At 57.9% G+C, this 18,535-nt stretch carries 16 protein-coding genes; 15 read left to right on the top strand and 1 reads right to left on the bottom strand.

Annotated features, from left to right (window positions below):
• Window positions 1-53: 53 nt before the first annotated feature.
• From motA to cheW, 4 genes are read left to right on the top strand one after another with little or no spacing between them, the layout of a single operon-like run.
• On the top strand, window positions 54-941 hold the full coding sequence (gene motA, locus ACVCAM_RS09095) for a flagellar motor stator protein MotA (protein WP_008500417.1): 888 nt from the start codon (window positions 54-56) through the stop codon (window positions 939-941).
• Window positions 938-1,867 carry a flagellar motor protein MotB gene (gene motB, locus ACVCAM_RS09100; protein ID WP_447093577.1) on the top strand — a complete coding sequence of 310 codons (930 nt, stop codon included), beginning with the start codon at window positions 938-940 and terminating at the stop codon, window positions 1,865-1,867. Before motA ends, motB begins: the two co-directional genes overlap by 4 nt.
• 4 nt (window positions 1,868-1,871) lie before the next feature.
• The gene (cheA, locus tag ACVCAM_RS09105) at window positions 1,872-3,908 is read left to right on the top strand and encodes a chemotaxis protein CheA (protein ID WP_023293970.1); all 2,037 of its coding nucleotides are present in this window, start codon (window positions 1,872-1,874) and stop codon (window positions 3,906-3,908) included.
• 19 nt (window positions 3,909-3,927) lie between these two features.
• Complete coding sequence (gene cheW / locus ACVCAM_RS09110; RefSeq protein WP_008500420.1) at window positions 3,928-4,431, top strand: chemotaxis protein CheW; 504 nt, start codon at window positions 3,928-3,930, stop codon at window positions 4,429-4,431.
• Between the two features lie 660 nt (window positions 4,432-5,091).
• On the opposite strand, the gene ACVCAM_RS09115 is transcribed toward cheW, so the two are convergent.
• Window positions 5,092-6,363 (bottom strand): dicarboxylate/amino acid:cation symporter, encoded by a 1,272-nt coding sequence (locus ACVCAM_RS09115; protein ID WP_095428325.1) that lies wholly within the window; start codon window positions 6,361-6,363, stop codon window positions 5,092-5,094.
• 430 nt (window positions 6,364-6,793) lie between these two features.
• On the opposite strand from ACVCAM_RS09115, the gene ACVCAM_RS09120 reads away from it, so the two are divergent.
• From ACVCAM_RS09120 to cheZ, 11 genes are all read left to right on the top strand, one after another.
• Complete coding sequence (locus ACVCAM_RS09120; RefSeq protein WP_032675048.1) at window positions 6,794-7,366, top strand: Csu type fimbrial protein; 573 nt, start codon at window positions 6,794-6,796, stop codon at window positions 7,364-7,366.
• Window positions 7,367-7,378: 12 nt separating this feature from the next.
• A complete protein-coding gene (locus ACVCAM_RS09125) occupies window positions 7,379-7,927 on the top strand; it encodes a Csu type fimbrial protein (RefSeq protein WP_407223486.1) in 549 nt (182 codons plus the stop codon).
• 16 nt (window positions 7,928-7,943) lie between these two features.
• The gene (locus ACVCAM_RS09130) at window positions 7,944-8,702 is read left to right on the top strand and encodes a fimbrial biogenesis chaperone (RefSeq protein ID WP_288450624.1); all 759 of its coding nucleotides are present in this window, start codon (window positions 7,944-7,946) and stop codon (window positions 8,700-8,702) included.
• Window positions 8,678-11,062 carry a fimbria/pilus outer membrane usher protein gene (locus ACVCAM_RS09135; RefSeq protein WP_407223484.1) on the top strand — a complete coding sequence of 795 codons (2,385 nt, stop codon included), beginning with the start codon at window positions 8,678-8,680 and terminating at the stop codon, window positions 11,060-11,062. Before ACVCAM_RS09130 ends, ACVCAM_RS09135 begins: the two co-directional genes overlap by 25 nt.
• The gene (locus ACVCAM_RS09140; protein ID WP_023293967.1) at window positions 11,059-12,024 is read left to right on the top strand and encodes a Csu type fimbrial protein; all 966 of its coding nucleotides are present in this window, start codon (window positions 11,059-11,061) and stop codon (window positions 12,022-12,024) included. Before ACVCAM_RS09135 ends, ACVCAM_RS09140 begins: the two co-directional genes overlap by 4 nt.
• Window positions 12,025-12,108: 84 nt before the next feature.
• Window positions 12,109-13,776 (top strand): methyl-accepting chemotaxis protein II, encoded by a 1,668-nt coding sequence (tar, locus tag ACVCAM_RS09145; RefSeq protein ID WP_407223483.1) that lies wholly within the window; start codon window positions 12,109-12,111, stop codon window positions 13,774-13,776.
• A 44-nt stretch (window positions 13,777-13,820) separates the two neighbouring features.
• Window positions 13,821-15,422 (top strand): methyl-accepting chemotaxis protein IV, encoded by a 1,602-nt coding sequence (gene tap, locus ACVCAM_RS09150; RefSeq protein WP_023344434.1) that lies wholly within the window; start codon window positions 13,821-13,823, stop codon window positions 15,420-15,422.
• A gap of 19 nt (window positions 15,423-15,441) precedes the next feature.
• The gene (gene cheR, locus ACVCAM_RS09155) at window positions 15,442-16,308 is read left to right on the top strand and encodes a protein-glutamate O-methyltransferase CheR (RefSeq protein WP_320752174.1); all 867 of its coding nucleotides are present in this window, start codon (window positions 15,442-15,444) and stop codon (window positions 16,306-16,308) included.
• Window positions 16,305-17,354, top strand: a complete 1,050-nt coding sequence (locus ACVCAM_RS09160; RefSeq protein ID WP_008500430.1) for a protein-glutamate methylesterase/protein-glutamine glutaminase — start codon at window positions 16,305-16,307, stop codon at window positions 17,352-17,354. Before cheR ends, ACVCAM_RS09160 begins: the two co-directional genes overlap by 4 nt.
• Window positions 17,355-17,371: 17 nt before the next feature.
• On the top strand, window positions 17,372-17,761 hold the full coding sequence (gene cheY / locus ACVCAM_RS09165) for a chemotaxis response regulator CheY (RefSeq protein WP_008500431.1): 390 nt from the start codon (window positions 17,372-17,374) through the stop codon (window positions 17,759-17,761).
• 10 nt (window positions 17,762-17,771) lie between these two features.
• Window positions 17,772-18,416 carry a protein phosphatase CheZ gene (gene cheZ, locus ACVCAM_RS09170; protein ID WP_008500432.1) on the top strand — a complete coding sequence of 215 codons (645 nt, stop codon included), beginning with the start codon at window positions 17,772-17,774 and terminating at the stop codon, window positions 18,414-18,416.
• Window positions 18,417-18,535: the final 119 nt, after the last annotated feature.

Consider the following 18,535-nt stretch of genomic DNA (forward strand, 5'->3'; position numbering starts at 1 on the left):
CAACGCTGCGAGCTGGACGTCCTTGCCATAGTCACTAGCGGAAGGATGATGTCGTGCTTATCTTATTAGGTTACCTGGTAGTTCTCGGTACAGTTTTCGGCGGTTACATGATGACCGGCGGGCACCTTGGAGCACTCTATCAACCGGCTGAACTTATTATCATCGGCGGCGCAGGGGTAGGGGCTTTTATCGTTGGCAACAACGGTAAATCGATCAAGGGCACGCTGAAAGCAATTCCATTGCTGTTCCGTCGCTCAAAATACACCAAAAGCATGTATATGGATCTGCTGGCACTGCTCTATCGCCTGATGGCGAAGTCGCGTCAGCAGGGCATGTTCTCGCTTGAGCGGGATATTGAAAACCCGAAAGAGAGCGAAATTTTTGCCAGCTATCCGCGCATTCTTGCTGATGCCATGATGCTGGATTTCATCGTCGACTATCTGCGACTGATCATCAGCGGCAACATGAATACCTTCGAAATCGAAGCGCTGATGGATGAAGAGATTGAAACCCATGAAAGCGAATCGGAAGTGCCGGCTAACAGCCTGGCGCTGGTCGGCGACTCGCTTCCGGCATTCGGTATCGTTGCTGCGGTCATGGGGGTGGTGCACGCCCTGGCCTCAGCGGACCGTCCGGCAGCCGAGCTCGGCGCGCTGATTGCCCATGCGATGGTGGGCACCTTCCTCGGTATTTTGCTGGCGTACGGCTTTATCTCTCCGCTGGCCAGCGTGCTGCGCCAGAAGAGCGCGGAAACCACCAAAATGATGCAGTGTGTGAAGATCACGCTGCTCTCTAACCTCAACGGTTATGCGCCACCGATCGCGGTTGAGTTTGGCCGTAAAACGCTTTACTCCAGCGAGCGTCCGTCGTTTATCGAGCTTGAAGAACACGTGCGTGCGGTGAAAAACCCAAACCAACAGACGACAACTGAGGACGCATGAAAAACCAGTCCCATCCGATCGTCATCGTAAAAAAACGCAAGCACAAGGGCGGTGGGCATGGCGCCCACGGCTCGTGGAAAATCGCGTACGCCGATTTTATGACCGCAATGATGGCGTTCTTTCTGGTGATGTGGCTGATCTCCATCTCCAGCCCAAAAGAGCTGATCCAGATTGCCGAATATTTCCGCACGCCGCTGGCAACGGCGGTGGCCGGCGGGCCGCGTATCTCTAACAGCGAAAGCCCGATCCCGGGCGGCGGCGATGATTACACCCAGCAGAAGGGTGAGGTGAAAAAAGAGCCGAACATCGACGAGCTGAAACGAAAGATGGAACAGGCGCGGCTGAAAAAACTGCGTGGCGATCTCGATCAGCTGATTGAAGCGGATCCGAAGCTGCGCGCGCTGCGACCGCATCTGAAGATTGACCTGGTGCAGGAAGGGCTGCGTATCCAGATTATCGACAGCCAGAACCGCCCGATGTTTAAAACCGGGAGTGCGGAAGTCGAACCGTACATGCGCGATATTCTGCGTGCCATTGCACCGGTGCTGAACGGCATTCCTAACCGAATCAGCCTGTCAGGCCACACGGATGATTTCCCGTACGCCAGTGGGGAGAAGGGATACAGCAACTGGGAACTTTCTGCCGACCGTGCCAACGCCTCGCGCCGCGAGCTGGTGGCAGGTGGGCTTGATGATGGCAAGGTACTGCGCGTAGTCGGCATGGCCGCAAACATGCGCGTTTCCGACCGCGGGCCGGATGATGCCATCAACCGTCGTATCAGTCTTTTAGTGCTGAACCAGCAGGCGGAGCAGGCCATCCTGCATGAAAACGCCGAAAGTCAGAATGAGTCACTGGACGATTTAAAACAGCCTGGGGCCGTTCCTTCGGCTGCCGTTCCAACATCGCCACCAGCCAATCCGAGGTGATAGCGTGAGCATGGATATTAGCGATTTTTACCAGACATTCTTTGATGAAGCCGACGAATTGTTGGCCGATATGGAGCAACACTTGCTCGATTTGGTGCCCGAAGCACCGGATTCCGAGCAGCTCAATGCCATCTTCCGTGCGGCGCATTCCATTAAAGGCGGAGCCGGAACGTTTGGATTTACCATCCTGCAGGAAACGACCCATTTAATGGAAAACCTGCTTGATGAAGCACGACGCGGTGAGATGCAGCTCAATACCGATATTATCAACCTGTTTTTGGAAACCAAAGATATTATGCAGGAACAGCTCGACGCCTATAAAAGTTCGGCAGAGCCTGATGCCGCCAGCTTTGAATACATCTGCAATGCGCTGCGCCAGCTCGCGCTGGAAGCCAAAGGTGAGGTTGCCGCAGCCGTGGTTCCTGCCGCAAAACTGAGCGTTGTGGATACGGTTGCCGCACAGGCGTCTGCCCCTGCCGACGCACCGGCGGGCAAACTGCGCGTGGTGCTGTCTCGCCTGAAAGAGAATGAAGTTAACCTGCTGGAAGAAGAGCTGGGTAACCTGGCGAAATTAAGCAACGTGGTTAAAGGCAAAGACAGCCTGGCCGCGACGCTTGATGACGGTATTGGCCAGGACGATATCGTGGCGGTGCTGTGCTTTGTGATTGAAGCCGATCAAATCGCCTTCGAAACCGAAACGGTCGCGGTTGACGTTCCTGCGGCTGTGGAAGAGGCGGCTGTTGTCGCTCAGGCTGCCGCACCGGCTGTGGCGCCTGCGGCTCCGGCGCTGAAGGCGGTGCCAAAAGAGGCTGCTGCACCGGGCCGTGGTGAAAAACCTGCCGCGCGCTCCAGCGAGTCAACCAGCATCCGTGTCGCCGTTGAGAAGGTTGATCAGCTGATTAACCTGGTGGGCGAACTGGTGATCACCCAGTCGATGCTGGCGCAACGTTCAAACGAACTCGACCCGGTCACCCACGGGGATTTGATTACCAGCATGGGCCAGCTGCAGCGTAACGCCCGCGATCTGCAGGAATCGGTCATGTCCATCCGTATGATGCCGATGGAATATGTCTTCAGCCGCTTCCCGCGTCTGGTTCGCGATCTCGCCAGCAAGCTGAACAAGCAGATTGAACTGACCCTGATGGGCAGCTCAACCGAACTGGATAAAAGCCTGATCGAGCGCATCATTGACCCGTTAACGCACCTGGTGCGTAACAGCCTCGACCACGGTATCGAACTGCCGGAAAACCGCATTGCCGCCGGGAAATCCCCGGTCGGGAATCTGATCCTGTCTGCGGAACATCAGGGCGGAAACATCTGCATTGAAGTGACCGATGACGGCGCCGGTCTGAACCGCGAGCGCATCCTGGCAAAAGCGATTTCGCAGGGAATGGCGGTCAATGAAAACATGACCGACGAAGAAGTGGGCATGCTGATCTTCGCACCGGGCTTCTCTACCGCAGAGCAGGTGACCGACGTCTCCGGGCGCGGCGTGGGCATGGACGTGGTAAAACGTAACATCCAGGAGATGGGCGGCCACGTTGAGATCCAGTCCAAACAGGGTTCCGGCACGACCATTCGCATCCTGCTGCCGCTGACGCTGGCGATCCTCGACGGCATGTCCGTCAAAGTGGCGGACGAAGTCTTTATCCTCCCGCTGAACGCCGTGATGGAATCCCTCCAGCCGCGTGAGGAAGATCTGCATCCGCTGGCGGGCGGGGAGCGCGTGCTCGAGGTTCGCGGTGAGTACCTGCCGCTGGTGGAACTGTGGAAAGTGTTCGAAGTGGACGGGGCGAAGACAGAGGCTACGCAGGGTATCGTGGTGATCCTGCAAAGCGCGGGCCGCCGCTACGCATTGCTGGTCGATCAGCTGATCGGTCAGCACCAGGTGGTGGTGAAGAACCTCGAAAGCAACTACCGCAAAGTGCCGGGTATTTCTGCCGCCACCATTCTGGGTGATGGTAGCGTGGCGCTGATCGTCGACGTGTCGGCGCTTCAGGGATTAAATCGTGAACAACGTGTGGCGTACACAGCCGCCTGATTAAGTAGAAGGTAATAACATGACCGGTATGAGTAATGTAACGAAACTGGCGGGCGAGCCATCAGGACAGGAATTTCTGGTATTCACTTTAGGCGATGAAGAGTACGGCATCGATATCCTGAAAGTGCAGGAAATCCGTGGTTACGACCAGGTTACCCGCATCGCTAACACGCCTGCGTTTATTAAAGGTGTCACCAACCTGCGTGGCGTCATTGTGCCCATCGTGGATCTGCGCGTGAAGTTCAGCCAGGGCGACGTTGACTACAACGACAACACCGTGGTGATCGTCCTGAATCTGGGGCAGCGCGTGGTGGGGATCGTGGTGGATGGCGTGTCTGACGTGCTTTCCCTGACCTCTGATCAGATTCGTCCTGCGCCAGAGTTTGCGGTCACGCTGTCGACCGAATACCTGACCGGTCTGGGCGCGCTCGGCGAGCGTATGCTGATTCTGGTGAACATTGAGAAGCTGCTGAACAGCGATGAGATGGCGCTGCTGGATATCGCCGCGAGTCACGTAGCCTAAAACAAAGCCGGGTGGCGCTGACGCTTACCCGGCCTACGTGTTCGAGCCATTTGTAGGCCGGGTAAGGCGAAGCCGCCACCCGGCTTTTTTACATCCTGCTCCACCTGCTCAGCTTTCATGGCCACCCATACGTTAATGCTCGGGGGCCGTCTTCACTGCAGGATATCGCGGCGAGTCACGTAGCCTAAAACAAAGCCGGGTGGCGCTGACGCTTACCCGGCCTACGTGTTCGAGTCATTTGTAGGTCGGGTAAGGCGAAGCCGCCACCCGGCTTTTTTACATCCTGCTCCACCGGCTTAGCTTCCGTGGCTACCCATACGTTAATGCTCGGGGGCCGTCTTCACTGCAGGATATCGCGGCGAGTCGCGTAGCCTAAAACAAAGCCGGGTGGCGCTGACCCTTACCCGGCCTACGCGTTCGAGCCATTTGTAGACCGGGTAAGGTAAAGCCGCCACCCGGCTTTTTTACATCCTGCTCCACCTGCTCAGCTTTCATGGCCACCCATACGTTAATGCTCGGGGGCCGTCTTCACTGCAGGATATCGCGGCGAGTCGCGTAGCCTAAAACAAAGCCGGGTGGCGCTGACGCTTACCCGGCCTACGCGTTCGAGCCATTTGTAGGCCGGGTAAGGCGAAGCCGCCACCCGGCTTTTTCATGCCATTACGCTTCCTGCTTTACCAGTTCAGCTTCAGCTTCAGCTTCCGCGTCCCGCGCACCTTCATTCTGCGACAGCATGGCGGTCGCAATACCATTACCCAGAACGTTAATTGCGGAACGGCCCATATCCAGGAAGTGGTCGATCCCCATCAGCAGCAGAATACCGGCGACCGGAATGTTAAAGCTTGGGATCGTCGCGGCCAGCACCACCAGCGAGGAGCGCGGTACGCCCGCAATCCCTTTTGAGGCCAGCATCAGGGTCAGCATCAGCACCGTCACCTCAGAGAAGCTCAGATGAATGTTGTACGCCTGCGCAATAAACATCGAGGCGAAAGAGCAGTACACCATCGACCCCACCAGGTTGAAGGAGTAGCCAATCGGCAGTACGAAAGAGGCGATGTTGCGCGAGCAGCCAAAACGCTCCAGCTGCTCCAGCGTTTTAGGGTAGGCCGCTTCAGAACTGCTGGTGGTAAACGCCACCAGAACCGGATCTTTCAGCATGCTGACCAGGCGGAACACCTCTTTTTTCAGCACCATGTAACCCACGGCCAGCAGCACCATGCAGGTGAGAAGAATGGCAACATAGTAGCCGCCAATAAAGGAGGCATAGTTCAACAGAATGCCCAGGCCCTGCGTGGCGATGACGGAGGAGATTGCCGCGAAAATGGCCAGCGGCGCAACGTACATCACGTAGCCTGTGACCTTCAGCATAATATGAGAAACCACGTCCAGCGCGGCCACCAGCGGGGCGTTGAACTTCTGCCCCAGCGACGCGCCGCCAATGCCAAAGAACATTGAGAACACCACAATCTGCAGGATCTCATTGTTCGACATCGCCCCCGCGATGCTGGTCGGAATGGTGTGAGACAGGAACGCTTTCAGCGTCATCCCCCCAACGGCTAATCCGGTATCCACCGCTTCGGTCGGGACGGTCAGGTTCAGCCCGCTGCCCGGATGCTCCAGCGTGACGATAAACAGGCCGACCAGAATTGAGAGCACGGATGAGCTGATAAACCACACCATCGCTTTGCCGCCCACGCGGCCAATGGTGGAGGTTTCGCCCAGCTTCATAATGCCGACGGTGAGCGTACTGAAGACCAGCGGTGCAATGACCATTTTGATCAGTCGCAGGAAAATATCGGTCAGAAGGGTAATATTATCCGACCAGGCTTTGATGGCATCCGCAGATGCATATTCATGAATTGCTGCCCCTGAAAGAATACCCGCCAGCATGAATATCACGATGAAGAGTGTGAGTTTGTTTGCACTTGCCACGAAAAAAGACCCTCTATGCGCTTCAGATGTAGCCCGCACCGATACATATAAATTTTTTATTACGACGCGGGAAATTATTCGGCACATAAATTGACGCAAAGCGTAGGGGGATACAACTCCTTTTTAAGTTTTATTAATTTTGTTGTTATTGCCCTGACGATATATTGTGATCTGCATCACACTTTAATGGATATATTCTCTACTGATAGCATGAAAATGCTGAAAAAAATAATTTAACTCTCTGTTATTTAAGGCAATAAGAAGTCAATAAGACAAAGTGCTTATGCGTTAAGGGGCAGGTGGTCGAAGCGATATCCGTAAACTAAATTCTCAATAACCCCCCTCAGAGGAACATTAAGCGGGGCTAACATCTTGAACGACAAAAATAAAACGTGGCAAGGGAACGGAGACGTCTTCTGGAGGGTGGTAAATGAAAAGAAAACTCCTTTTGATCTGCGCAGGCACCTTACTGACTGCGACAACGGCCCATCAGGCGCTGGCCGTTACCAGTAGCGGCACCATCGGCGCGACGCTGACGCTCACGAACGGTTGTCTGATAAACGGATCGCCCACGCAAAACGGCATTAACTTCGGGACACTGGATTTCGGCACCCATCCCGCAACGTTTTCCACTCTGACCACGCAGCTCACCGGCGCCAGCGGCGGAAACACCTTCACTATTCAATGTACGACCGCCAGCTATACGGTGGCGATCACCGGCAACACCAACTCCACCGCACCCGGCACCGTTGTCGGCACCCCGGGAACCCCTGCGCGCTATCTGGTTAACACCGCCAACGCGGCACAGGGCGTGGCATACAGCCTGTACAGCGACAGCGGGTTTAACAGCGTGATTGCCAATAACACCGCGCTGCCGATCGCCTCTACGGCCGGAGGGGTGGACAGTTACACCCTCTACGGGCGTATTACCGGCGGCGGTAACAGCGTGACGGTCGTCCCGGGCACCTACACCGACACGATTAACGTCAGCGTCACCTATTAGTCCTGCACCGCCATGAAGGCAACTCTTACTGGTCTGCGCATATGCGCAGAGGGACACGTGCAGCCTTTTTTCGCGCTGATCGTCGGATTGCTGATGGCGCCCGCGGCGGAGGCGGTGACGTCGCAGTCCTTTAAGGTCAGCGCGACGATTGTTCCGGGATGCGCGGTGGCCACCGGCAGCGGAGGGGTTCTCGGGACGCTGGATTTTGGCACCCATAACGGCGTCGAGAGCGCACCGGTAAGCACCAGCTTTGTGCCAAACGGGGCGTTGTCTATCGCCTGCACGCCGGGCGTGGCGCTGAGCATGAGCATTAATGGCGGACAGAATTATTCAACCGTTCGCCGCATGAAGCGCTCGAACGGCGCCGACGTGGTGGGATACCGGCTTTACAGCAGCAGCTCGCTGGCAGCGAACAGCGAAATTGGCGTCAACCAGGCGATACCGGTGACCTATAGCAACAGCAATAACATCGCGCTGCCGCTTTTTGGCGTGGCGCTACTGACCGGATTTAGCCCGGCAGGAACGTATTCCGGTCAGCTCACCGTGTCCTTGTCATGGTAATAAAGGGAGAGTGTTGATGAAGCCAGTTTTCAGACCTGTTTGTCTGGCGGGCGCGTTGGGAATGGCTGTGGCAACCGGTCAGGCGCAGGCGGCAGCCACCATTCTGCTCTGGCCGATCGACCCGTGGCTTGCGGCAGACGCCAACGCCACGGAGCTGTGGATCCAGAACCAGGGAAACAGCGCCACCACGATGCAGGTGCGTATTGTGCGCTGGAAGCAGGAGGACGGACACGAACGCTACGCCGCGCAGCAGGATGTGGTCGCCAGCCCGCCCATCGTCACGATTGGAACAGGCAGCAAGCAGCTTATCCGTCTTATTAAGCAGGCCCCCGTTCCCGCAGGCGTCGAACAGGCCTACCGCATTATTGTGGATGAAATTCCTCAGACTGATGCCAAAGCAGAACCCGCCATCGGCCTCAAGTTGCAGATGCGTTACTCCATTCCGCTGTTTGTGTATGGCCAGGGGATCCCGACAATAAAAGAGGGGGCGCATCACGCGCTGGTGGAGACCCGGAACCTGAGCTGGCGGGTGACGCGAGCGGATGGGCAGCCGGTACTGGAGGTTCGGAATCGGGGGGATGTCCATGTCAGGCTGAGCCAGGTGGCGCTGGAGCAGGGAGGGCAGAAACGCACGGTCGCGGAGGGATTGCTGGGTTACGTACTTCCCGGCAGCACCCGCAGCTGGCCGGTACCCGCAGGCGTTCGTCAGCCAGAGCGGATGAGCGCGCAGATTAATGCCAGGGACGCACAATGGCAGTCGACGCCCGTCAACTGAAGCCGGCGATGATGATACTGCTTTGCGTCAGTTCCGCGACCTGGGCTGAGTCCGGCGATGACAGCCTTCCGCCGCCGCCCCAGGCACAGGCGATACATGATGAAGCGGTCTTCCAGCTTGCCCTCGTGCTCAACCACTACGAGACCGGTCTGGTCGTGCCCGTGACGCAGCGCAAAGGCGCTTTCTTTATCTCCAGCGCTGACCTGCTGCGCGCGGGACTGCCCCCGGAACATGTTCCTGCCGGAGAGGTGAATCTCTCATCGCTTTCTCAGCTTCGGGTGGAGTACGACAGCGCCGGGCAACGTCTGCTGCTGACCGTTCCCCGGGACTGGGTTGCATCCCGCGTGACGCCGTTCGGCGCGCAAACGGCGCAGGCCAAACCGCACTTCGGGCGCGGCGCGCTGCTCAATTACGATCTCTACACCAACCACACGGAGCATATCGGCGGACAGGCGTCCCTCTGGCATGAATTCCGCTATTTCAATGAGAACGGCTCGTTTTCCTCCACCGGCTATGCCCGGGAAAATTTCACCGGTAACGACGGTCAGCAGGAAGGGTATGTCCGCTATGACACGACCCTGCTGTTCACTCACGAGGATGACGCAATGAGCTGGAGCGTCGGGGACGTGATCAGCGATGCCCTGAGCTGGAGCTCCAGCGTGCGGATGGGGGGGATCAGCGTCGGGCGAGATTTTTCCCTGCGCCCTGACCTGGTGACGTGGCCGCTGCCCGAATTCGCGGGGGAAGCGGCGGTACCCACCTCGGTGGATCTCTTTATCAACGGCTATCGGTCCGGCTCAACCCAGCTTCAGCCGGGCCCCTTCACCCTGACCAATCTGCCCTATATCAACGGCGCCGGGGATGCGGTACTGGTCACGACGGATGCATTAGGGCGCCAGGTCAGCACCACGCTGCCGTTTTACGTCTCCAGCGACCTGCTCAAAAAAGGGCTGAACGACGGCGCCGTGACGCTGGGCAGCCTGCGGCGTAATTACGGTATCAAGAATTTTGACTACGGCCCGGCGGCAGGCAGCGGCTCGTATCGCTACGGGGTGACGGACTGGCTGACGCTGGAGGGTCATGCCGAAGGGGCGCAGGCGCTGGCACTGGGCGGGGCCGGGACGGTGATTAAACTCGGCCAGTTTGGCGTGGTGAATACCTCTTACTCGCAAAGCCGCATGCGCGGGGAGGCGGGCGGGCAAATCAACTGGGGTTACCAGTACAGCACCAGCGAGTTCAGCGTGGCCACCCAGCACACGCGTCGGGACCGCGGCTTTGGCAATCTGGCCCTGTACGACCAGCCTACGGTGTATGACGAGAACGATAAACCCATCGCCAGCTTCAGCCGCAATACGGACCAGTATTCTCTGACCTTCAACCTGGGACAGTACGGCAACATCGGCGCAGCCTGGATTGGCGTGGAGAGTTTTGACAGTCAAAAAACCGAGCTGCTTAATCTCTCATGGAGCCGTAATTTGTGGGGCGCGAGCAGTATTTACCTCGCCGGGAGCCGGGACCAGCAGCGGGGAGACTGGACGGTCGCGCTGTCGCTACAGGTGCCGCTGGGGGCACGCGACAGCGCCGCGTTCACCGTCGAAAACACCCCGGATGCGGGCAATACCCAGCGCATTAACTACAACCATTCCATGCCGTCTGACGGCGGCTTTAGCTGGAACATGGCCTGGGCCAACCAGTCAAAATCTAGTGACTATCAGCAGGGCACGCTGGGCTGGCGTAATAACAATATTGAGCTGCAGGGCGGCGGCTACGGCGAAAGGGACATAATGACCTGGTGGGGCGAGGCGATGGGCGCGATTGTTCTGATGGACGGCGAGCTGTTCGCGGCGAATAAGATCAACGATGCGTTTGTGGTCATCAGTACCGACGGCCATCCGGACGTGCCCGTCAGCTATGAGAACCAGCCCGTTGGCAAAACGAATAACAACGGTTACCTGCTGGTCAGCGGGGTGTCGGCGTATTACCCGGCAAGCTACCGCATTGATACCCTGAACCTGCCGGCGGACACCCGGCTGAAAGAGACCGAGCGGCGAATTGCGATTCGGCGTCACAGCGGCTATCTGGTCGATTTCCCGATGGAGCAGGAGAGGGTGGCAAGCGTCATCCTCCACGATGCGCGCGGCCAGGCGCTGCCGGTGGGAAGCCAGGTCCGGCGTGCCTCGCGCAGCAATGCGGTGGTGGGGTATGACGGTATTGCCTGGCTGGAAAACCTTAGCGATGTGAATCCGCTGGAGGTGATCGCGCCTGACGGAAAACGCTGCAAGGTCACCCTGACCGTGGGAGCCAACCCGGAGCACAAGCTGCAAACCTACGGTCCGCTGGTGTGCCGGGAGGCGCCATGACGCGCCTGCTGTTTATGCTTCTGCTGCTGGTGGCCAGCGGCAGTTGGGCTGACTGTCGAGTCAGTACGGTTAACGCCGCGTTTGGGAGTGTAACCTCATTCGCGCTGAGTGGTTCTGGCGAAGTGGCAACCACCGGAACACTGGTCGTAGCCTGTGATGCGCTGGTGAACTTGCTGACCGGGGACACCATCACGCTGAATTTTGTCTCAGCTACCGTTTCGGCCAATGGTCGTGCGACCATGAAGCGCACCGACAACGCGGCCATCACCGATGTGATCCCGACGCGCCTGTGCGGGCAGTCGGGCTGCGCTAACAACAGCGAAGTGCAGACCAGTAAAACCTATACCTGGGACAGCAGTACCTTGTTAAATCTGATCGGCGGCAAACAATACAATATCCCTCTCTATTTCCGCACGGTACCGGGGCAAAATGTGACCGCGGGTCCTTATCAGGTGACGCTAAACTTCGATATCACCTATAGAGTCTGCTCGGTGGGCGTGCTCAACGCGTGTTTGTCGGGACTGCAAACCGGAACGAAAGGAACCAGCATCACGTTGGATATGACCGTCACCAACGACTGCAGCGCCATGACCACGCCGGACGTCAACTTCAACAGCGCGCCGCTGGTACAAAGTTTCCCCACCGTCTCACAGGCGATTGCCGTCACCTGTACCAAAGGCAGTACGTATACCATCGGCATTAACAACGGTGCTAACGCGCTGAATAACGTGCGCCGGATGGTAAGCGGCAGTAACTACCTCAGTTATGACATCTATAAAGAAGCCACGGGTAACCGCTGGGGCGGCAGCGGCAGCGAACGCTGGACCAGCGCGACGTCGTCGCAGGTCAGTGCCGACGGGTTACTGCGTACCTACAACTACACCGCGAAAGTGCTGACTAATCAGGCCACGCCACCCGCCGGAACCTACACCGATACGCTGATTGTCGACGTGGCTTTCTAACCCCGCGCTTTTCCCTTTCTCAAATGTAAAGTTCCTGTTGGCTGTGCCGATAACACCGTTAATAAATCTATGAGAAGGTGTTGTATGTTGAACCGTATCCGCGTTGTCACAATGCTTATGATGGTGCTGGTCATTTTCGCACTACTTCAGCTTATCTCCGGCGGGCTTTTTTTCTCGTCATTAAAACAGAACCAGGACAGCTTTGCGGCCTCGAACGATCTCCGCCTGCAGCAGAGTGAACTCACCTCAACGTGGGATCTGATGCTGCAAACGCGTATCAACCTGAGCCGCTCGTCCGCGCGCATGATGATGGATCCCAACAATCAGCAGAGCAGCGCGAAAACCGATCTGCTGAAAAATGCCCGGGCGACACTTGCGGATGCCGCAAAGCATTACGAGGCCTTTAAGAAAATCACCCCGCAGCCTGCGATGGAGCGGGTGAGCCAGAATATCGACGAAAAATACAACGCCTACCATGCCGGTCTGGCAGAGCTGATTCAGTTCCTGGAGAGCGGCAACATGGACGCCTATTTCGCGCAGCCGACGCAGGGGATGCAAAACGCCCTCGGCGCGGCGCTGGGGGAATATGCAAAGGTCAGTGGCGATCTGTATCACTCCGCGTTTGCTGAAAGCCAGAATGACTACCGCTTTGCGAAATGGCAGATGGCGGTGCTGGCGCTGGCGCTGGTCATTGTGCTGATCGCGGTCTGGTACGGCATTCGCCATATCCTGCTGAACCCTCTCGGTCGCGTCATCGCCCACATTCGTGACATTGCCGGCGGTGACCTGACCAAAACGCTGACCGTGTCCGGGCGCAATGAGATCACCGAGCTGGCAACCAGCGTTGACCATATGCAGCGTTCGCTTATCGATACCGTCGCCAACGTGCGTAGCGGCACGGATGCCATCTATACCGGCACCAGCGAAATTGCGATGGGCAATAACGACCTCTCTTCGCGCACTGAACAGCAGGCGTCCGCCCTGGAAGAGACGGCGGCCAGCATGGAGCAGCTCACCGCGACCGTGAAGCAGAACGCCGATAACGCCCGCCAGGCGTCTCAGCTGGCGGAAAGCGCCTCCGAGACGGCGCAGCGCGGCGGCCGCGTGGTGGATGGCGTGGTGAAAACCATGCACGACATCGCCGAGAGCTCGAAGAAAATCGCCGACATCATCAGCGTTATCGACGGCATTGCCTTCCAGACCAACATTCTGGCGCTGAACGCCGCCGTGGAAGCGGCGCGCGCGGGCGAACAGGGACGCGGGTTTGCCGTGGTGGCCGGGGAAGTGCGCAACCTGGCCAGCCGCAGCGCCAACGCGGCAAAAGAGATCAAATCGCTGATTGAAGATTCCGTCTCCCGCGTGGATACCGGCTCCGTGCTGGTGGAAAGCGCCGGGGAGACCATGAATGACATCGTGAATGCCGTCACCCGCGTGACGGACATCATGGGTGAAATCGCCTCTGCGTCTGATGAGCAGAGTCGTGGTATCGACCAGGTTGCCCTGGCGGTATCGGAAATGGATCGCGTGACACAGCAAAACGCCGCCCTGGTGCAGGAGTCCGCTGCGGCGGCCGCTGCGCTGGAAGACCAGGCGAGCCGTCTGAAGATGGCCGTCTCGGCGTTTCGTCTCGCTTCACTCGCTGGAAACACGGTCACCCCGCAGGCGACGTACCGCGCGCCAGCCGCTGAACCGGCTGCCAACCGTACGCGTACCGCGACGACCGGACAAGATGAAAACTGGGAAACATTTTGACTGACAATTAAACCGCGGCTGCTTGCCGCTTGATGGGAGCGTGGATGTTAAATCGTATTCGTATCTCGACCACACTGTTTTTGATTCTGATCCTTTGCGGTGTGTTGCAGGTTGGCAGTAACGGGTTGTCTTTTTGGGCGTTTCGCGATGGCTATCAGAATTTGCAGGACGTTGAGGCGAGTAATCAGCAGCGCTCCGCACTGGCACAAACCCGTGCCGTGCTGTTGCAGGCAAGCACTGCGCTGAACAAGGCGGGAACCTTAACCGCGCTAAGTTATCCGCCGGATGACATTAAGGCGCTGATGGCCACCGCGCGCGACAGCCTGAAACAGGCTGACGCACAGTTTAAGGCCTTTGCGGCACAGGCCACCGGCAGCGAGAAAGAGAAAGCGCTGAAGGCCGCCATGAAGACCCATTTTGAACAGTGGTACAGCGATCTCGACCATCAGGCGACGTGGCTTGAGAACAACCAGCTGTCGGACTTTATGACCGCGCCGGTTCAGGCCTCGCAGGCGGCGTTTGACGGCAGCTTTGACGCATGGCAGCAGGATATCAATCAGTCTGTTCTGCGCGCCGGTGAAGCAAGCCGCACCAGCTATCACATGTCGGGCGTCATCTTCGGCGTGATGGTGATTCTGGCGGGCTTGCTGACCGGCGCCGCGCTGCTCTGGTCACGCAAAATGATTGTGCAGCCGCTGGCGATTATCAGCAGCCACTTCGACAGCATTGCGAAAGGCGACCTGGCGCGTCCGGTGGCGGTGTTCGGCAAGAACGAAATTTCGGCAATTTTTGCCAGCCTGAAGGCGATGCAGGGATCGCTGCGGGAAACGGTATCCGACGTGCGTCAGGGCAGTTATGCCATGCACACCGGGATCTCAGAGATTGCGGCGGGTAACAACGATCTCTCATCCCGCACCGAGCAGCAGGCGGCCTCGCTGGCGCAGACGGCAGCCAGCATGGAGCAGCTGACCGCGACGGTTAGCCAGAACGCCGATAACGCGCGTCAGGCATCTGACCTGTCAAAACAGGCGGCGATGACGGCGAAGAAGGGCGGCGACCAGGCGTCCCATGTCGCCAGCACCATGCAGGAGATCGCCACCAGTTCACAGAAAATTGGTGACATCATCAGCGTGATTGACGGTATCGCGTTCCAGACCAACATTCTGGCGCTGAATGCTGCCGTTGAAGCGGCGCGTGCCGGGGAGCAGGGGCGCGGATTTGCGGTGGTGGCGGGTGAGGTGCGTAACCTGGCGAGCCGCAGCGCCAACGCGGCGAAAGAAATTAAGGTGCTGATTGAAGAATCGGTGTCACGGGTTCAGCAAGGCTCTGCCCTGGTGGATACGGCGGCACAAACCATGCACGAAATCGTCACCTCGGTGACGCGGGTGAACGACATCATGGGCGAGATTGCCTCGGCGTCGGATGAACAGCGTCGCGGGATTGAGCAGGTTGCTCAGGCGGTCACCCAGATGGATCAGGTGACGCAACAGAACGCCTCGTTAGTTGAGGAAGCGGCAGCGGCAACCGATCAACTGGCCAGCCAGGCGGATCGTCTGACCGGACTGGTCGCGGTATTTAATGTGAAAGAGCACGTTGAAGCAGTAACAGAAGTCGGGCGGTCGCAGGCCGTGCCAGTTGTATCCTGAATGTAATTAAGAAGGCGCTATGACATCACCAATGCCCCCTGGGCAAACGTCATTATTGTTGCAGATGACACAGCGCCTCGCGCTGTCCGACGCGCATTTTCGTCGGATATGTCAGTTAATCTACCAGCGTGCGGGGATCGTGCTTGCGGATCATAAGCGGGACATGGTCTACAACCGTCTGGTGCGGCGCTTGCGTACGCTGGGGCTGGATGATTTTGGTCGCTATCTGAGCATGCTCGAGGCGAACCAGAACAGCGCCGAGTGGCAGGCTTTTATTAACTCGTTAACCACCAACCTGACGGCGTTTTTCCGTGAAGCCCACCACTTCCCGGTCCTGGCCGAGCATGCGCGCCGGCGCACCGGGGAGTATCGCGTCTGGAGTGCGGCCGCCTCGACGGGTGAAGAGCCGTACTCGCTGGCGATCACCCTTGCCGATACGCTGGGGATGGCGCCGGGACGCTGGAAGGTCTACGCCAGCGATATCGATACCGAAGTGCTGGAGAAGGCGCGTAACGGCGTTTATCGCCAGGATGAATTGAAAACGCTGTCGCCGCAGCAGCTGCAGCGTTATTTCATGCGCGGCACGGGCCCGCATGAAGGCCTGGTACGCGTACGCCAGGAGCTGGCGAACAGCGTCGAATTCGCGCCCGTTAACCTGCTGGATAAGCAGTACAACGTGCCGGGGCCGTTCGACGCCATTTTTTGCCGTAACGTCATGATCTATTTTGATAAAACGACGCAACAGGACATTTTGCGTCGGTTTGTTCCGTTGCTCAAGCCTGACGGTTTACTGTTTGCCGGGCACTCGGAAAACTTCAGCAACCTCGTGCGTGAGTTTAGCCTGCGTGGGCAAACGGTATATGCGCTGAGTAAGGAAAAAGCATGAGTAAAATCAGGGTATTGTCCGTCGATGATTCAGCGCTGATGCGTCAGATCATGACTGAAATTATCAATAGCCACAGCGACATGGAGATGGTGGCAACCGCCCCCGATCCGCTGGTAGCGCGGGATTTAATTAAAAAATATAACCCCGACGTGCTAACGCTGGATGTCGAGATGCCGCGCATGGATGGCATAGATTTCCTCGAAAAATTAATGCGGCTGCGGCCCATGCCGGTGGTGATGGTTTCCTCCCTGACCGGGAAAGGATCGGAAATCACCCTGCGCGCGCTGGAGTTGGGAGCGGTGGATTTTGTCACCAAGCCGCAGCTCGGCATTCGCGAGGGGATGCTGGCGTACAGCGAGATGATCGCCGAGAAGATCCGCACCGCGTCGCGGGCGAAGCTTGCCGCCCACACGCCGATGGCCGCGCCTGCGACCCTGAAGGCCGGTCCCTTACTCAGCTCGGAAAAACTGCTGGTCATTGGCGCGTCAACCGGAGGAACAGAGGCAATTCGTCATGTACTCCAGCCATTGCCGCTCTCAAGTCCGGGTATTCTGATCACGCAGCATATGCCGCCAGGCTTTACCCGTTCGTTCGCCGAACGCCTGAACAAGCTGTGCCAGATCAGCGTGAAAGAGGCGGAAGACGGCGAGCGCGTGCTGCCGGGACATGCCTATATCGCCCCTGGCGACAAGCATATGGAACTGGCGCGCAGCGGCGCTAACTATCAAATCAAAATTCATGACGGACCGCCGGTCAACCGGCACCGTCCGTCGGTGGATGTGCTGTTTCATTCGGTGGCGAAACATGCGGGGCGCAACGCCGTTGGGGTGATCCTGACGGGGATGGGCAACGACGGGGCCGCCGGAATGCTTGCAATGCACCAGGCTGGCGCCTGGACGATTGCGCAGAATGAAGCAAGTTGTGTGGTGTTCGGCATGCCGCGCGAGGCCATCAATATGGGTGGCGTGAGCGAAGTGGTCGATCTTAGCCAGGTAAGCCAGCAGATGCTGGCGAAAATCAGTGCCGGACAGGCAATACGTATTTGACTCAGGAGTATTATTTTATGGCGGATAAAGAGCTTAAGTTTTTGGTTGTGGATGACTTTTCCACCATGCGTCGCATTGTGCGCAACCTGCTGAAAGAGCTGGGCTTCAATAACGTTGAAGAAGCAGAAGACGGCGTGGATGCGCTGAACAAACTGCAGGCGGGCGGGTTTGGTTTTGTAATCTCCGACTGGAACATGCCAAACATGGACGGTCTGGAACTGCTGAAAACCATTCGTGCTGATGCGGGAATGGCGTCCATGCCGGTTCTGATGGTCACGGCAGAAGCGAAAAAAGAGAACATCATTGCCGCTGCACAGGCGGGCGCAAGCGGCTACGTGGTGAAGCCATTCACGGCGGCGACCCTGGAAGAGAAGCTCGGTAAGATCTTCGAGAAACTCGGCATGTGAGGTGTTGGTTATGATGCAACCTGCTATGAAACCCGTTGAAGAACACTCGCCGAGCGACATTATCGTCCGCATCGGCAGCCTGACGCGCATGTTGCGTGACAGCCTGCGTGAGCTGGGTCTGGATCAGGCAATTGCCGAAGCGGCGGAAGCGATTCCTGATGCACGCGATCGCCTGGACTACGTCGTGCAGATGACCGCTCAGGCCGCGGAACGTGCGCTGAACAGCGTTGAAGCGTCACAACCGCACCAGGATGCGATGGAAAAGGGTGCGAAAGCGCTGACCAAACGCTGGGACGAGTGGTTTGAGAACCCAATCGAGCTGGCGGATGCCCGCGAACTGGTGACCGACACCCGTCAGTTCCTGGGGGATGTGCCGGGTCACACCAGCTTCACCAATGCCCAACTGCTGGACATCATGATGGCGCAGGATTTCCAGGACCTGACCGGTCAGGTGATCAAGCGCATGATGGATGTGATCCAGGAGATTGAGCGCCAGCTGCTGATGGTGCTGCTGGAGAACATCCCGGAACCGGCAGCCCGTCCAAAACGCGAGAACGAAAGCCTGCTCAATGGTCCACAGCTCGACGCCAGCAAGGCGGGCGTGGTGGCAAGCCAGGATCAGGTGGACGACCTGCTGGACAGCCTCGGCTTCTGATGGTCCATTCCGCTTCAGGGGGTTAACGCCGCCTGGGGCGGTTTGCGACAAAATCACCGAAAAGAGCCCGAATAAACGGGCTTTTCCCGCCATTGGATTTCCGCTGCGCTGGCATGATA

Source organism: Enterobacter sp. CFEC122 (assembly GCF_052983755.1).

Bases quoted from the DNA above. Each gene is read 5' to 3' on its own strand.
- tar (WP_407223483.1), top strand. From the start codon at position 12,109: ATGTTGAACCGTATCCGCGTTGTCACAATGCTTATGATGGTGCTGGTC.
- ACVCAM_RS09120 (WP_032675048.1), top strand. From the start codon at position 6,794: ATGAAAAGAAAACTCCTTTTGATCTGCGCAGGCACCTTACTGACTGCG.
- ACVCAM_RS09130 (WP_288450624.1), top strand. From the start codon at position 7,944: ATGAAGCCAGTTTTCAGACCTGTTTGTCTGGCGGGCGCGTTGGGAATG.
- cheR (WP_320752174.1), top strand. From the start codon at position 15,442: ATGACATCACCAATGCCCCCTGGGCAAACGTCATTATTGTTGCAGATG.
- motB (WP_447093577.1), top strand. From the start codon at position 938: ATGAAAAACCAGTCCCATCCGATCGTCATCGTAAAAAAACGCAAGCAC.
- tap (WP_023344434.1), top strand. From the start codon at position 13,821: ATGTTAAATCGTATTCGTATCTCGACCACACTGTTTTTGATTCTGATC.
- ACVCAM_RS09140 (WP_023293967.1), top strand. From the start codon at position 11,059: ATGACGCGCCTGCTGTTTATGCTTCTGCTGCTGGTGGCCAGCGGCAGT.
- ACVCAM_RS09135 (WP_407223484.1), top strand. From the start codon at position 8,678: ATGGCAGTCGACGCCCGTCAACTGAAGCCGGCGATGATGATACTGCTT.
- ACVCAM_RS09160 (WP_008500430.1), top strand. From the start codon at position 16,305: ATGAGTAAAATCAGGGTATTGTCCGTCGATGATTCAGCGCTGATGCGT.
- cheW (WP_008500420.1), top strand. From the start codon at position 3,928: ATGACCGGTATGAGTAATGTAACGAAACTGGCGGGCGAGCCATCAGGA.
- cheZ (WP_008500432.1), top strand. From the start codon at position 17,772: ATGATGCAACCTGCTATGAAACCCGTTGAAGAACACTCGCCGAGCGAC.
- cheY (WP_008500431.1), top strand. From the start codon at position 17,372: ATGGCGGATAAAGAGCTTAAGTTTTTGGTTGTGGATGACTTTTCCACC.
- ACVCAM_RS09125 (WP_407223486.1), top strand. From the start codon at position 7,379: ATGAAGGCAACTCTTACTGGTCTGCGCATATGCGCAGAGGGACACGTG.